Below are 14,906 nucleotides of genomic sequence, written 5' to 3'. Positions count from 1 at the left end.
TCAGAAATCCAGATTAGCGTAGTAATCCGGCGGGGTAATACCGGACACACGGTCACCCAGCAGCGGGCGGAAGCAGGGGCGAGACTTCATGCGGGCGTACCAGTCCCGCACAGCCGGAGCCTTGGACCAGTCGATATCCCCGATAAAATCAAGGCTGGAGAGATGCGCTGCTGCCGTAAAATCCGCCAGAGACAGGAAATTACCGGCCAGCCAGTTCCGATTTTCCGCCAGAAAATTGATGTATTTCAGATGCGGCTTCATGGCCGCATAGCCTTCCCGCAGCACGGTGCCGTCCGGGTTGCCCCGGCCACTGATGCGCTTCATCACGCGCTCACCAATAAAGCGGCGGGACACATCGCGCGCAAAACGCTGGTCAAACCATGCCACCAGACGGCGCACTTCCACGCGCTCGGCCAGTGTGCGGCCCAGCAGCGGCGTATCGGAATAGGCTTCTTCCAGATACTCGCAGATAACGGAGGAATCCGGCACCACCAGCCCGTTATCTTCCACCAGCACGGGCACTTCACCTGCCGGGTTCATGGCGTAGAATTCCGGGCGTTCTTCCCACACCCGTTCCACAACAGATTCAAACGGCAGACGTTTTTCACCCAGCACAAGCCGGATTTTCCGGCAGTAGGGGGAAAGGGGGAGGTGATACAGGGTACGCATGCAAAATATTTATGACATTGTTTGCCAACACGCCAGAGGGTAATCGGGCCGGGATGCATCTAAATCTCGCACACATCCCCTGCGGGGTCTGCACAGATGCTCGACAGACAACCCTTCCAGCGTGTACCAGTGCTGGTCTTTCCAGTTCCGATCCTACGTTAGCGAGATCTCACGTCCTTGTCCGCCACGACATCCCCTCCGACATCCCCCCTGCCCCGCATCCGGATTTCAGGCAGGTCCTTTCTGGCGCTCACACTCACGCCGGAAGCCCCGCTGGAAGACTGGCTGAGCGCGCTGGACCACCAGATTGCCCGCTCCGCCGGTTTTTTTGCCGGTAAGCCCATCATTCTGGATCTGGGTATGCTGGATGCAGAGGCCGAGCATCTGTCCGGTCTTCTGCCTGCCCTGAAGGAGCGCGGCATCCGCGTGATCGGGATTGAAGGCGGAGACCGCGCGTGGCCTGCTCTGGCAGACTGGGACTGGCCGGAAAACTTTGCCGGGGGCCGCGCCTCAGCCGAAATCGCGATCCCGGAAGACAGCGCGCCTGAATCACCTGCCCCCCGCACCCTGATTCTGGAAACCCCCGTCCGCTCAGGCCAGCAGGTTGTCTGGCCGGACGGGGATGTGGTGATCCTCGGCTCCGTGGCGTCCGGGGCGGAAGTCTCGGCTGGCGGGTCCATCCATGTCTATGGCCCCCTGCGCGGCCGGGCCATTGCGGGCATTGGCGGCAATAGTGACGCCCGCATTTTCACCCGTGCGCTGGAAGCCGAACTGGTGGCGATTGACGGGTTTTACGCAACAGCGGAAGAAATGGACCCCGAGCAGACAAGTAAACCCGCTCAGGTTACGCTTTCCGGGGAAACACTCACGTTTTTTCCTCTCACGTAAGACTTTTGCGCAAAAGAATTCGTTCTGAGCGAATATTCTGCGTTCCATTTTTGATGACAGATTGTAAGGTTGTTTGCATACAGAGCTGTCAAACATACGCTGACGGCAAAGCAGCCTTTAAGACCAAAGAGGAATAACACGGATGTCAAAGGTTCTGGTCGTCACGTCCGGCAAGGGTGGCGTGGGCAAGACCACCACCACCGCGGCCTTAGGCGCAGCACTGGCCCAGAATGGCCAGAGCGTTGTGCTGGTTGATTTCGATGTCGGCCTGCGGAACCTCGATCTGGTGATGGGTGCGGAACGCCGTGTGGTGTTTGACCTGATCAACGTCATTCAGGGCGATGCCAATCTGGCGCAGGCGCTTATCAAGGATAAGCGCGTCCCCTCCCTCTCCCTGCTGCCCGCCTCCCAGACGCGGGATAAGGATGCCCTCACCGCCGAAGGCGTTGCCAAGGTCATTGAGGAACTGCGCAAGAAGTTTGACTGGGTCATCTGTGACAGCCCGGCCGGGATTGAGCGCGGCGCACAGATGGCCATGTACCACGCCGATATGGCCGTGATTGTCACCAACCCGGAAGTTTCTTCCGTGCGTGACAGTGACCGCATTATCGGCATGCTCGACAGCACGACCGAGAAAGCCAAAAAAGGTGAGAAAATGGAGAAGCATCTCCTCCTCACCCGTTACGACCCGCAGCGCGCCTCCCGCGGGGACATGCTGGGGACGGACGACGTGCTGGAAATTCTCTCCATTCCGCTTCTGGGCATCATCCCGGAAAGCGGCGACGTACTGCGGGCCTCAAACGTGGGAGCCCCGGTTACGATAGCTGAGCCTGAAAGTGCCGCGGCACGAGCCTATAATGACGCAGCACGGCGTCTGGCTGGCGAGAAGCTGGAAGTCACCATTCCCACGGAACGTAAAGGCCTGTTTGACTGGCTGTTTAAACGGAGAGTCTCATGACCTTCCTCTCCAACATCTTCAAGCGCCGCTCCTCCGCACCTGTCGCGCGCGACCGTTTGCAGATTCTGCTTGCCCACGAACGGATTTCCGGCGGAGATGGCAAGGATGATCTGCTGGCACAACTGCATCGTGAGATCATGGAAGTGATCAAACGGCACGTTGTGGTGGATCAGGACAAGGTGCAGATCAAACTGGATCGCGGGGCGCATTGCTCCACGCTGGAAATTGACGTGGAAGTACCGGGTCTGACGGATGTCAAACCGGGTGAAAAACCCACCATTCAGGCGGCTGCCGCACCTGCGGATGCCAAAAAGGCCTGACGCCTGAGCGCATTATAAATAATCCGGCATAAAAAACCCGGTCCGCCATCCGTGCGGGCCGGGTTTTTCTTTAGCCTGACTGTCAGGCCGGTTCAGGCAGGCAGAAGCGGTTCCAGCCAGGAGCGCGCCTGCTCAAAATCCTGACGGATCGCCGCGACGGCAGCCTCCGCGTCATGCCGCCGGAAGGCTTCCAGCAGCAACATATGCGGGTGGTTGGCCTCAACGGGGCTGGCGGGCGGCAAACCATTGGTACCGGCATAAAACGGCCCGATCCGCGCCCAGAGCCGCTGCATGATGCCCGCTGTAATGCTCATGCTGGAAAATCCTGCAATAGCACTGTGGAAAGCGGCATTCCCTACAGCGGACTGATGCGGGTCTCCTGCCAGATAGCCCTCAATAAAAGACTGGTGGCAGCCCTCCAGCACCGCAATCTGCTCCGGGGTGATCTGCCCGGCAACATTGCGCGTCAGCCGTTCTTCCAGATCCGCGCGCAGCGGATGCACTTCCTGAAACACCTCACGGGAGAGAGCCGGAACACAGGCGGTATTGCGGTCATCCAGTTCCAGAGCCTGTTCGGACACAAGCCGCAGAAGCGCCTCGCGCACCGGAGTGGGGCTTAACTCGAGAGACGCCGCCAGCGGGCGCAGCACCAGACGCTCCCCGCCCTTATACGCGCTGAAGATCAGACGTTCCCTGATCTGCTGGTAGGCGTAGGCGGCAAGAGCCCCTTTGGCTGCCGCCGGACGATCAGTGTCCAGAGCGGGCGCATCGTCATGCAACATCATTCGAATGGGTCACCTGCTGGTTCAGAAAGTTTTTATACGGGCCGTCCTGCTGCTCAAGCAGGGTGGGAGAACCATCTTCCACAATCCTGCCGTCCTGCATCACAACAATTCTATCAAAGTTCCGCAAAGTGGAAAGCCGGTGCGCCACGGCAATCACGGTGCGGCCTACCATTAGCCGCTCCAGCGCCTTTTGCACATGCGCTTCGCTTTCCGTATCCAGCGCGCTGGTTGCCTCGTCCAGAATCAGGATGGGCGCATTGCGCAAAAAGGCCCGGGCAATTGCAATCCGCTGCCGCTGCCCGCCAGACAGCTTGACGCCACGGTCACCCACCAGTGTCTCAAACCCCTCCGGCATAGCCTCGATAAAGTCTGCGCAGCCTGCCGCCGCAGCAGCCGCCTTGACGGCATCATCCGTCGCGTCCGGCCGCCCGTAGCGGATATTTTCCATCACGGTGCGATGCAGCAGAGACACATCCTGCGGCACAATGGAGAGACAGGCGCGCAACCCATCATCCGTCAGGCTGCGAATATCCTGCCCGTCTATCAGGATACGGCCCGCCTGCACAAAGCGCAGACGCTGCAAAAGAGCCAGAACCGTGCTTTTGCCGGACCCGGACCGCCCGACCAGCCCCACACGGGTGCCCGCGGCAATATGGAGGTTAAACCCGTCCAGCACGTTTGCCGCGCCCGGATAGGCGAAACCGACTTCTTCAAACACAATCTCGCCCCGTACCGGACCGGGATGCTGCACGGCATCCTCACGGTCGGGCATGTCGTGCGGCACGAGCAGAGCAGACAACACTTCAGACAGGCGGGCGTTATATTGCACGGTTTCAACCAGAGCCAGCGCCAGATCCCGCGTGCCATACAAAATCGCGAAGCCGAGGGTGATGACCATCACCACCTCCCCCACGCTTGCCGTCCCGTGCTGCCAGAGCATAACGGTCCAGAACAGGAGGCCCACGGTGAGCAACGCCGTCAGCGCACCGTGCAGCATCCGCAGCTTTTCCATGTAGCGCTGTGAGCGCAAGCGCTGGCCCATTTCTTTCCCGGCGAGGGAGTTGAAGCGCATCAGCTCCTGCCGGCGCATGCCAAACGCCCGCACCAGAGCAATATTGCCCATAACGTCCAGCGTCTCGCCCTCAAGCCCCGCTGCCGCAGCAGCGTATTCCCCATGCAGCTTACGCCCGCGCACGGCCAGACGGAACATCAGCAGGCACAGAGCCGCGGCCAGAACCACCGTGACGCCGCCCATCAGCCAGCTTACGGAAAGCATCAGCGTAATGGAGAGCAGCACGTTGAGCGCGGGCGGCAAAACGCTCCATGCCAGCAAATTTTCAAGCGTGAAGCAGACATTCCCTGCCGTGGCGATCCGGGCCGCGAGAGACGTTGGCATCCGCTCGGAAAAATAGGCCGGAGAATGGCCTGTCAGAAACCGGAACAGGTCCCGCCGGATATCGCCGGTCATTTCAATAAACGTGCGGGAGGCAAACCAGCCCGCAATGCGCCAGCCCAGATTATCCATGGCAATCAGCACCGCCAGAATGGCCACACTCTGCCAGACCGCCTGCACGGCACCGTCATGCGGGGTGGCCGTCATCACATCCACCAGATGCCGGATGGCGTAAGAGGCCAGAACCGCACAGCCAATCGCCAGCCCGACCGAGCCAAACACCATGACATGCGCCACGCCCCGGTTGCGCATGTAACGCAGCAGAAAGGCCACAGGCCGCCCGGCATAGGCATGCAGTTCCCGGTCCGGCACCACAATGGTCTGATCGTCCTGCACAAAACCTCCGCGTCCGTGCTGTGTGCCGGGTTGCGTCACAGTTCCCGCCATTCTGCCTCCTCGTTCCGATGGAGCCTGCACTCCACCCTTTTTGTGTCCTGTCTCTCGGGAAGACGGCGCCATCATGGCAGCACGCCACAGAAACGCAGAAAGATTAAAAAAGCTTTTTTAAAGGCCCGACGCCCGCGAACGCTTGCGTCCTGCGCGCAAGCCTGCTTGCTGTAGGGGGTTATGCAGTCTTCTTCTGAAAAAACCAGCTGGTTCCCTGTCATGCTTCGTCTCGACGAGGCCCGTGTCCTTGTGATTGGCGGCGGAAATATTGCCGCCAACAAGGTCCGCCTGCTGGTACCCACCGGCGCGCGTATAGAACTTCTCTCCCCCACACTCTGCCCGGAATTGCAGCGCCTGACGGATGATGGCGTTCTGACGCATGTGCCCGGTCTGGTGTCTGAAGAAGATGTACGCGCCCGCCTGCCAGGCTGCCGTCTTGTCTATATCGCCACCAATGATACCGCGCTCAACCGCACGCTGTCCGCTCTGTGCCAGCAGCAGAACGTGCCCGTCTGCGCGGTGGATGATCCCGGCAATTCCAGCTTTATCACCCCGGCCCTCAGCACGCGCGGCGCTGTTCAGGTGGCTGTCTCCACGGGGGGCGCGGCCCCGGTCCTCGCCCGCCGCCTGCGCGCGAAAATTGAAGAAATTCTCCCTGCCGGGCTGCATCTGCTGGCGGACTTTATGCAGAACGCACGCCTGCCTTTGCGCGAACGCCTGCCCGACCCGTCCGACCGGCGGCAGGTCTGGGAACGGTTTCTGGATGGCGCGGGCGGTCACCTCGCCATGAGCGGCCAGACAGAGGCCGCCAGCCGCGAACTGAACAGCCTGCTGGACGGCCATACCCGGCAGGGCGAGGTCTGGCTGGTCGGCGCTGGCCCCGGAGACCCGAACCTGCTGACCCTCGCCGCCCTACGTCTGATGCAGGATGCGGATACGGTTTTGTATGACAACCTGATTGGCCCTGACATTCTCAACTATGTCCGGCGCGATGCTGAGCTGATTTTTGTCGGCAAGCAGCGCAACCGGCACACCCTGCCGCAGGAGGGCATTAATGCCGAACTGGTGCGCCGCGCCAAAGCCGGGGAGCGCGTGCTGCGCCTGAAAGGCGGGGACCCGTTTATTTTTGGCCGTGGCGGGGAAGAAATTGAAACGCTGACACAGGCTGGCGTCCCGTTCCGCATTATTCCGGGCATTTCCGCCGCCAATGGCTGCGCGGCCTATGCCGGTATTCCGCTCACCCACCGGGATTGCGCACAGGCCTGCCTGTTTATTACCGGCCACGCCAAAACCGACGGCACGCTTGATCTGGCGTGGGAAACCATCGCCCTGCGCAGCCAGACCGTGGTGATTTACATGGGCCTGACCATGCTGCCGCAGCTTTGCGCACAACTGACAACACACGGCCTGCCCGCTGACTGGCCCGCTGCACTTGTGGAACGCGGCACGACGCCCCGGCAGCGCGTTATTACCGGCACGCTCACAACCCTACCTGAACAGGCTGTTACTGAAAAAGTGACCAGCCCGGCCCTGATCATTATTGGCGAAGTTGTGCGGCACCGGGTCTGCCCGACGCCCACGGAGCCATAACAACTGCGTGACTTCGGAACTATTCTTTCAAGCTTTTCCGTTATAACAAAAGGACATTTCCGCCCTCCGGAGGACGGACAAGCCTTATTCCCACATAGCTCCATTCCGCCAGAAGCAGACAGAAGGCAGCGTCTTACAGATTTTGTTTCGGTCTGAGTTTGTTATCATAGCCGGAACATTATGTCGTAACGCACTGACAACAAACAAGAATCCCGAAAATTGACAAATTCCGGTCCGCTTGCGGCGCATAAGAGCCCCTCGTAACGCTCAGAGCTACAGCCCCTGCTCCCAGATTACGCATGCTTTATCCCCTGCACGTTTCAGAGCCGTTCCGACCTGCCGGGCGAAAAAATACCGCCTTTGCCGGGTGTTGACGGAGGGAAGGCCAATCTCTCAGAGATAACAAACGACGTGAGGGAGCAGACTTTTATGGCATCGAGAAAACGGGCACTTCTTTTACCTGTTATGGCAACATCCGTTGCCTGTGCGCCATTCATGACCGCGCCCTCCGCTCTGGCTGATGATTATAGCGACCTGCTGGATATCCTTCAGCTTAAAGGCAGCCTGACCAAGCACGAGCACGATACGCTTCTGGCCAAACATCTGAGCCACACAGCCGCCGCCTCACACGCTGAGCCTGCACGGGCGGCATCCCGCCCGGTGCGGACAGCCAGCGCCACTGCGGCGCACCACGCGGCAAAAGGCGCGTACGGCGTCAGCTCAGGGTATGAAGACGGGATCCGGTTTGATCCGGGCGCGCCGGATGCAGCCACCAGCCGTGCAGAACTGGCCGCCAACCGGGCCGAGGCCAGCGCACGCTCCGCGCAGGAAGCCATGCGCTCCACCAATGAGGCCCTGAACAGCAACAGCATTGTGCGCGTTGCCAAATACGTGCCGGGCAAAGGTCTGACCTTTAAAGCCGGGCCGATCGATATCAATTTCTCCGGCTTCGTGAACGGCTTTTACACCTATAACAGCCCGGCCGGTGGCCGCCCGGTGGCAGGCGGTGTTTCGACCGGCTCCAGCGGGTTTGACTCCTCCTCCGTGCGTAACGGCCTGCTGCCCGCCGGCTTTATCCTCAAACTCAGCACCACGCAGTCGGGCATCGATATGTCGGCCGTGCTGGGTATGTATCCGGGTGTAGACAACGCCAAAAACGGGGCCTTCAACGCCAATACCGGCGGCAGCCCGGTCGGGCTGGGCACCGCTGGCATTGATCTGCGTCAGGTTTACGTGACGGTCGGGACGAAAGAGGTCGGGACGTTCAAGTTCGGGCGAGACCTCGCGATTTTCGGCAGCGATGCCATCCTGAACGATGCCACCCTGCTCAGCGTTGGGTCCACCGGCAGCAACGCCGCACCGGGCAATACCTCACTGGGCCGCATCGGCGTGGGGTACGTCTATGCGGACTGGATTCCGCAGATTTCCTACCTCTCCCCCAAATATCATGGACTGCAAGGCTCTGTGGGCGTCTTCCAGCCGCTGGATGAATTCAATTATGCCGGTGGGGATCTCTCGGCTTCCTCCACCCAGCATTCCTCTCCTATGGTGCAGGGGAAAGGCACGTATGACTTCACGATCGGAGGCGTGCAGACCCGGATCTGGGCCAGCTTCCTCGTGCAGCATCAGCAGGCCCTTACCAGCCCCGATCTGGATGCGGGCAGCCGCCGTGGCGCTATGGTGGAAGCCGGGGAAATCGGCACCAAAATCACCTATAAAGGCTTTCAGGGCGTCGCTTACTATTACCGGGGCAGCGGTCTGGGCACCACCGGCCTGTTCTTTGATGGTATTGCCAACAATGGCCGCAAACGTGCGTCAGAAGGCTATTATGTGCAGGCCATGTATAACTTCACCAAGAAGTTCAAGCTGGTCGGCAGTTATGGTGTGAGTAACCTCTATCAGGCACCGGGGGAAAACAGTTCCCTGCTGGTCCGCCGCAACCAGTCTGAAGTCGGCGCGGCCTTTTACAGCCTGACCGACTGGCTGAACCTTGTGGCAGAATATGCACATACGGAATCCGCCGCGCACGGGCCGAATAAGGAAAGTGATAACTCAGCTTCTGGCGGTGTCATCCTCCTGTTCTAAGGCCGGAAGAGTTCTGGTCCGGGCTGGTTTTTCTGAACCATCCGGTGCCCGGGGCGTTGAAACAGAAGGTAACACTCTGCCAGCGGAGTTCCCTCACGCGCTGGCAGGGCGTGTTTCTGACTTTCAGACAAGACTTCCAAGGATTGCATCCTCATGCCCTCAGCTCCCCTTTTCACTCTGAATGACGGCCACAAAATTCCTGCGCTGGGATTTGGCACGTACCCCATGAATGATCAGGAGGTCGAAACTGCCGTGCAGGCTGCCCTGCTGACCGGCTATCGCCTGATTGATACCGCCGCCAGCTATGGCAACGAGACAGGGGTAGGACATGCCCTGCAAGAGTCTGATGTTGAACGAAAAGACATCTTCCTCACCACCAAGCTGCGCGGGGCCGATCAGGGATATGACGCCGCCCTCAAAGGGCTGGATGGCAGCCTGCAACGGCTGAATGTGGACTATGTGGACCTCTACCTCATCCACTGGCCGCTCCCCGGTAAAGGTCTGTATGTGGAAAGCTGGAAGGCGATGATTGCCGCCCAGAAGGATGGGAAGATCCGCTCCATTGGGGTCTCAAACTTCAAACCCGAACATCTGGACCGCATCATTCAGGAAACAGGCGTTGTGCCTGCCATTAACCAGATCGAAATCCATGCAGATTTCCAGCAGGCCGACATGCGCCGCGTCAATGCGCAGCATGGCATTCTGACAGAAGGCTGGAGCCCGTTTGGCAAAGGGCTGATGGACAATCCGGTCATTGTCAGACTGGCTGAAAAACATAACCGCACCCCCGCCCAGATCATGCTGCGCTGGTTCACCCAGAACGACATCATTCCCATCCCGAAATCCAGCAATCCGGACCGGATGCGCGCCAATCTTGAAATCTTCAACTTCACGCTGGATCAGGACGATCTCTCAGCCATCACGGGGCTGGAAGCAGGCAACCGTCTGGGGGGTGACCCGGACACCCACGTCGAAGAATAATTTTTTATACTTTTCCGGCTGGCTCCGTTTTTGTCAGCCGGAAAGAGATAATCCGGCCTGCGGCGGGCCTCTCCGCCATCAGAAAGCCTTACGCCGGATGCACTCTCCCCTCGCCTCCTCATTATTCTGTCTCAGAGGGGTGTTGCTCTCAGAGAGGGAGGGGGTAGATAAGCAGGTATGATCGTCCGTTCTCTCCCATCCTGGCTGAAGGCACGCGTCTCCACACTGGACCGCTACGTGTTTCACCAGCTTCTGGTCGCCCTGCTGGCCTCCACCGGGGGGCTGGCGGCCCTGATCTGGCTGATGCAATCCCTGCGTTTTGTTTCACTGGTGGTGGATCGCGGGCTGTCCCTGCGGGTCTTTATCGAACTGACAAGCCTGCTTATTCCCTCCTTTGTGGCCGTCGTGCTGCCCATCACCACGTTTGTGGTGAGCCTGTTTGTCTATCAGCGGCTGGCGGGGGACCGGGAACTGACGGTGATGCGCGCAGCGGGGCTTTCCCCCATTGCGCTGGCCCGCCCCGGCCTGACCTGCGCCATGATGGCAACCCTTATCGGCTTTTTGCTGAACCTGTGGGTTGTGCCGGTCTCCTACCATCATTTCCGGCAGTTTGAATTCCAGATCAGGAACAAGATGGCGGCCTTCATGCTTCAGGAGGGCGTCTTTACCAAAGTGTCTGACGTGATGACGGTCTATATCCGGGAACGCAGCCATGATGGCACGCTGCACGGCATTGTGGTGGAGGATGACCGCCAGCCCAACAGCCGCGCCACCATTCTGGCCAACCGCGGCACCATGATGATTGTGGGCGATACGCCGCGCGTCATTCTTTATGACGGCTCCCGTCAGGTGATCGACCATAAAACGGGGCGTCTGGACATGCTGGTTTTCCAGCAGGATTCCATGGACCTCTCCTCCACACATCAGGAAGATTCCCGCTTCCGCGATGCCGCGGAAATGTCCCTGCATGAACTGCTCAACCCCGACCCCAGGGAAGTCGCCCCGCGTGACACCGGCAAGTTCAAGGTGGAAGGCTGGCGCAGGCTGACCTCCCCGCTCACCTGCTTTTCCTTCGCCATGGTGGGTCTGTTTGCCGTGCTGCGCGGTGTGTTCTCACGCCATGGCAACATCAAACGGCCTCTGGCGGCGGTTCTCAGCGTGGTGGGCCTGCTGGCCATCAACCTGCTGCTGCAAAACCTTGCCAGCCGGAATATGGGGCTTATTCCGCTCATTCCGCTGGTGGCTCTGCTGCCGGGTCTGGTGTGTGCGGGCATCCTGTTTGTGCCGGAACTGCGCCTGCGGACCAGCACCCGCAGCACGGTCTGAGGAAGAACGCGCCCCCTATGGTTGTCTCCGTTACCCTCTCGCTCTACATCGCGCGCCAGTTCGTCTTTTCGGTGCTGGCCATGATCGCGTCCCTGACGGGCATCGTCTGCCTGTTTGACTTTATCGATCTGCTGCGGCGTGTCGCGACCCGGCCTGACGTTTCCACCAATGTGGTGACGGAAATCGCGGGGCTGCACGTTCCCTATTTTGCTATGGAAATTCTGCCGTTCGGTATTCTGCTGGGCGGCATCATCTGCTTCTGGCGGTTGACCCGCTCGTCGGAACTCATCGTGGCCCGTGCCGCCGGGATTTCCGCATGGCAGTTTCTGGCCGGTCCGCTGGCCTGCGCCATGCTGATCGGGGGCGTTGCCACCACACTGGTCTCCCCCCTGTCCTCCTCCATGTATCGCCGGGCGGAAGAGCTGGATCAGCAATATCTGCGCACAGGTGGCGGGCCGCTCAGCCTGTCCAGCGGCTCACTCTGGCTCCGGCAGGCGGACAGCCAGTATGACCCCAAAGGGGTCGCTATCCTGCATGCCCGTGGTGTCCAGCTTCAGGCGGGTGTGCTCCATATTCATGATGTGAGCGTGTTCCGGCTGGACCATGAAGCCAGGCTGATTATGCGAATCGAATCGCCCGACGGTATTCTGGGAGACCGGATCTGGGAGCTTAAAGACGCACAGACCGTGCGCCCGAATGAAATTCTTCACCCCATCGGGCAAATGAACCTCCCGACGGATCTGACGGTCGCGCGTGTGCAGGAAAGTTTTTCCTCGCCGGAAACACTCTCGGTCTGGGCGCTGCCCAGCTTTATTGCGCTGCTCGACCGCTCCGGATTTTCTTCTATCCGACACCGGATTCACTTCCAGTCTCTGCTCGCACTCCCTATGCTTGCGGGAACAATGGCTCTGGTAGCAGCAGGTTTTTCCATGCGCCCGACACGGCGCGGCGGCGTGGCCCAGATGATCGGGTCTGGCGTTGCAGCGGGATTTCTGCTTTTCACAGTATCAAAAGTTGCGGAGCAGTTTGGTAATTCCGGTGCCCTCCCCCCCGTTCTGGCGGCATGGGCACCTACAGTTGCCGGGCTTTGCCTCGCTATTTCTCTGCTTCTTCATCTGGAGGATGGCTGATTGACCGTGGCCTCTCGGCCTTCCCGCTTCCGGCGTCTGTATCGCCGGCGCACGCTTGCCGCCGCTACGGCGCTGGGAGGCATGACCGCGTGCATTATGGTAGCGCTGCCCAAACAGGCCCATGCCCAGTTCAGGCCGCAGCCCATGCATCTGAACACCGGCAGCAAAACCTCCTCCGATGAGCCGGCAACCTTTCAGGCTGACAGCGTGGACTATGATGACCACGCCAATACCATCACATGGACCGGCAACGTACAGGTCTGGCAGGGGGACCACGTCCTGCGGGCCGACAAGATTGTGTATGACCGGGATACCGGCATCGTTGCCGCGCGCGGCAACGTCGCCACCATCCAGCCGGACGGCTCCGTCATGTACGCCAATTATGCGGAACTGACGGGCAACATGCGGGACGGCATCATGCTGCACGTCAATGCCCGCCTGCCGGAAAACGCCAAGCTGGCCGCCAACGGCCTGCGCCGCACTGGCGGTAAGGTCAACGTCATGAGCCGCGCGGTCTACACCGCCTGCGAAATCTGTGAAAAAGACAAGACCCGCGCGCCGTTCTGGCAGTTCCGCGCTTATGACGCCACGCAGGATCTGGAGCACGAGCGGATCGACTTCCGGGATACGTTTATCGATATCTTCGGGATTCCGGTCCTGTATCTGCCCTATTTCTCCATGACGGACCCGTCCTCCAAGCGGCACAGCGGCTTCCTGATGCCCGGCGTGACCCCGCATGACCGTTATCTGGGCACCTACTTCACCATCCCCTATTACTGGGTGCTGGATGATAGTTCTGACGTCACCGTGCAGGCCCTGTTCTCCACCAAGACAGGCCCGCAGCTCAGCGCGCAGTACAGAAAGCTCTTCAACTTCGGCATGGTGAATGTTCAGGGCGGGATCGCTTACGATACCCACCGCTCCAGCAGCTACACCAACAACTTTGGTGAACCCGTGGGCCGTGGCAACGGCCACGGTATGCAGGGCTATATTTTTGCCAACGGCCAGTTCTCCATCAACAAATACTGGCGCGCCGGGGCCAATGTTAATCTGGCCACATCTGCTGACTACATGCGCGATTACCGCGTGCAGGGCTACGGGTCAGACACCCTGAACTCCAATGCCTATCTGGAAGGCTTTGGCACAGGCGCATACAGCCGGGTGGACGCCCAGTATTATCAGGGGCTGAACCAGGGTGTTATCCGCAACTCGGACCTGCCGTTCGTGCTGCCGCGCTATACCTACAGCTTCCTCAGCCAGCCTGATGCATGGGGTGGCCGGTTTGGCATGTCCACGACCGACTTCAACGTCCGGCGTCAAAACGGAACGTCCGACATGCGCGGCCAGCTTGCGCTGAACTGGGACCGCCCCTTCACCAACCGTCTGGGCCAGAAATTTCTGCTGACGCTGCATCTGGATTCCATGGTCTACCGTGCCAAAAAGCTCTATCAGCAGCCCAATTTCTATAAAACCGGGGCCACCTCCGTCAGCGGTCAAGTTCTGCCGACCATTGCGCTCAAGACCAACTGGCCGTTTATCCGCACGTTTGAGCATGGCCACGGCACGCAGATCCTTGAGCCCATTGTGCAGGCCATTTACGCGCCCAACACCGGGGCGGGCACAAACGACAATATCCCGAACGAAGACAGTCTGGCGTATGAGTTTACGGACTCCACCCTGTTCTCACTCAATCGCTATCAGGGCACGGACAGACTGGATGGCGGCCTGCGTGGCAATGTGGGCGTGCATGCCAACTGGACGTGGGACGGGCATGAAATTGACCTTCTGGGCGGTGCCAGCTTCCAGGAACATATTACACAGGACCGCCTGCCCTATTCCGGGCTGGATCATCATGTGTCGGACATTGTCGCCCGTGCCCGCGTAGCACCCAACCAGTATTTTGACTTCACGGCCCGCATGCGGCTCAACCCCTATACCTCCAAGTTTGACTTCGGGGATGCGCTGTTCAGCGCCGGGGTGCCGCATTTCCGTATCCGTGGCGGATATATCTATGAGCCGGTAACGCCGTACTACTACTACGCGACCGATTACCGCTCCTCCGGCCCGACCCAGCTTTACTACGCCCGCACGAGCGAGCTGAGCGGCGGCTTCTCGGCTGACTGGGCAAGCTGGCACCTGTCCGGCTTTGCCCGCCGCAGCCTCTCCCGCAAGGAATTTGTCTCTCTGGGCGGGGATATCGGCTATAGCAATGACTGCTTCGGCCTTGATTTCATGTATCTCAAACAATACACCTCAATTGGTGGTCAGCAGCGTAACTCGACCTATCTGTTCACTGTCAGCTTCAAAACGCTGGGAGCGTTTGGTCTCAAATGA

12 protein-coding genes are annotated in these 14,906 nt (G+C 59.8%); 9 read left to right on the top strand and 3 right to left on the bottom strand.

Features of this window, described 5'->3' with window-relative positions; translation table 11 throughout:
• A complete protein-coding gene (locus KP699_RS04620) occupies window positions 1-669 on the bottom strand; it encodes a glutathione S-transferase family protein (RefSeq protein WP_077930082.1) in 669 nt (222 codons plus the stop codon).
• A 177-nt stretch (window positions 670-846) separates the two neighbouring features.
• Between KP699_RS04620 and minC the strand changes: the two genes are divergently transcribed.
• From minC to minE, 3 genes are all read left to right on the top strand, one after another.
• Complete coding sequence (gene minC / locus KP699_RS04615; RefSeq protein WP_252346794.1) at window positions 847-1,557, top strand: septum site-determining protein MinC; 711 nt, start codon at window positions 847-849, stop codon at window positions 1,555-1,557.
• Window positions 1,558-1,699: 142 nt separating this feature from the next.
• Window positions 1,700-2,515, top strand: a complete 816-nt coding sequence (gene minD, locus KP699_RS04610) for a septum site-determining protein MinD (RefSeq protein WP_025825533.1) — start codon at window positions 1,700-1,702, stop codon at window positions 2,513-2,515.
• The gene (minE, locus tag KP699_RS04605; protein WP_086655343.1) at window positions 2,512-2,835 is read left to right on the top strand and encodes a cell division topological specificity factor MinE; all 324 of its coding nucleotides are present in this window, start codon (window positions 2,512-2,514) and stop codon (window positions 2,833-2,835) included. Before minD ends, minE begins: the two co-directional genes overlap by 4 nt.
• A 92-nt stretch (window positions 2,836-2,927) precedes the next feature.
• On the opposite strand, the gene KP699_RS04600 is transcribed toward minE, so the two are convergent.
• Together KP699_RS04600 and KP699_RS04595 are read right to left on the bottom strand one after the other, a co-directional pair.
• Window positions 2,928-3,620, bottom strand: coding sequence for a GntR family transcriptional regulator (locus KP699_RS04600; protein WP_099050331.1), 693 nt, complete (start codon window positions 3,618-3,620; stop codon window positions 2,928-2,930).
• Window positions 3,607-5,460 (bottom strand): ABC transporter ATP-binding protein, encoded by a 1,854-nt coding sequence (locus tag KP699_RS04595; RefSeq protein WP_215761782.1) that lies wholly within the window; start codon window positions 5,458-5,460, stop codon window positions 3,607-3,609. Before KP699_RS04595 ends, KP699_RS04600 begins: the two co-directional genes overlap by 14 nt.
• Window positions 5,461-5,640: 180 nt before the next feature.
• Between KP699_RS04595 and cysG the strand changes: the two genes are divergently transcribed.
• The 6 genes from cysG to KP699_RS04565 all read left to right on the top strand — a co-directional run bounded on the left by cysG (window position 5,641) and on the right by KP699_RS04565 (window position 14,906).
• A complete protein-coding gene (cysG, locus tag KP699_RS04590) occupies window positions 5,641-7,050 on the top strand; it encodes a siroheme synthase CysG (protein ID WP_215761781.1) in 1,410 nt (469 codons plus the stop codon).
• A 429-nt stretch (window positions 7,051-7,479) separates the two neighbouring features.
• The gene (locus tag KP699_RS04585; protein WP_215761780.1) at window positions 7,480-9,135 is read left to right on the top strand and encodes a porin; all 1,656 of its coding nucleotides are present in this window, start codon (window positions 7,480-7,482) and stop codon (window positions 9,133-9,135) included.
• A gap of 153 nt (window positions 9,136-9,288) precedes the next feature.
• Window positions 9,289-10,116: an aldo/keto reductase gene (locus KP699_RS04580; protein WP_077930088.1), complete on the top strand. Its 828-nt coding sequence runs from the start codon at window positions 9,289-9,291 to the stop codon at window positions 10,114-10,116.
• 177 nt (window positions 10,117-10,293) lie between these two features.
• Window positions 10,294-11,442: an LPS export ABC transporter permease LptF gene (gene lptF / locus KP699_RS04575; RefSeq protein WP_215761779.1), complete on the top strand. Its 1,149-nt coding sequence runs from the start codon at window positions 10,294-10,296 to the stop codon at window positions 11,440-11,442.
• 17 nt (window positions 11,443-11,459) lie between these two features.
• Complete coding sequence (lptG, locus tag KP699_RS04570) at window positions 11,460-12,572, top strand: LPS export ABC transporter permease LptG (protein ID WP_025828013.1); 1,113 nt, start codon at window positions 11,460-11,462, stop codon at window positions 12,570-12,572.
• 6 nt (window positions 12,573-12,578) lie between these two features.
• Complete coding sequence (locus KP699_RS04565; protein WP_215761831.1) at window positions 12,579-14,906, top strand: LPS-assembly protein LptD; 2,328 nt, start codon at window positions 12,579-12,581, stop codon at window positions 14,904-14,906.

Origin of the sequence: Acetobacter sp. P1H12_c (assembly GCF_018811975.1) — a bacterium.
Lineage (GTDB): Bacteria > Pseudomonadota > Alphaproteobacteria > Acetobacterales > Acetobacteraceae > Acetobacter > Acetobacter persici.
Note: the sequence above shows the minus strand (reverse complement) of the source record. Positions and strands in the feature narration are given on the sequence as shown.

Coding starts and splice junctions, on each gene's coding strand:
- lptF (WP_215761779.1), top strand. CDS start 10,294: ATGATCGTCCGTTCTCTCCCATCCTGGCTGAAGGCACGCGTCTCCACA.
- lptG (WP_025828013.1), top strand. CDS start 11,460: ATGGTTGTCTCCGTTACCCTCTCGCTCTACATCGCGCGCCAGTTCGTC.
- cysG (WP_215761781.1), top strand. CDS start 5,641: ATGCAGTCTTCTTCTGAAAAAACCAGCTGGTTCCCTGTCATGCTTCGT.
- KP699_RS04580 (WP_077930088.1), top strand. CDS start 9,289: ATGCCCTCAGCTCCCCTTTTCACTCTGAATGACGGCCACAAAATTCCT.
- KP699_RS04585 (WP_215761780.1), top strand. CDS start 7,480: ATGGCATCGAGAAAACGGGCACTTCTTTTACCTGTTATGGCAACATCC.
- KP699_RS04595 (WP_215761782.1), bottom strand. CDS start 5,460: ATGGCGGGAACTGTGACGCAACCCGGCACACAGCACGGACGCGGAGGT.
- KP699_RS04600 (WP_099050331.1), bottom strand. CDS start 3,620: ATGATGTTGCATGACGATGCGCCCGCTCTGGACACTGATCGTCCGGCG.
- KP699_RS04620 (WP_077930082.1), bottom strand. CDS start 669: ATGCGTACCCTGTATCACCTCCCCCTTTCCCCCTACTGCCGGAAAATC.
- minE (WP_086655343.1), top strand. CDS start 2,512: ATGACCTTCCTCTCCAACATCTTCAAGCGCCGCTCCTCCGCACCTGTC.
- minD (WP_025825533.1), top strand. CDS start 1,700: ATGTCAAAGGTTCTGGTCGTCACGTCCGGCAAGGGTGGCGTGGGCAAG.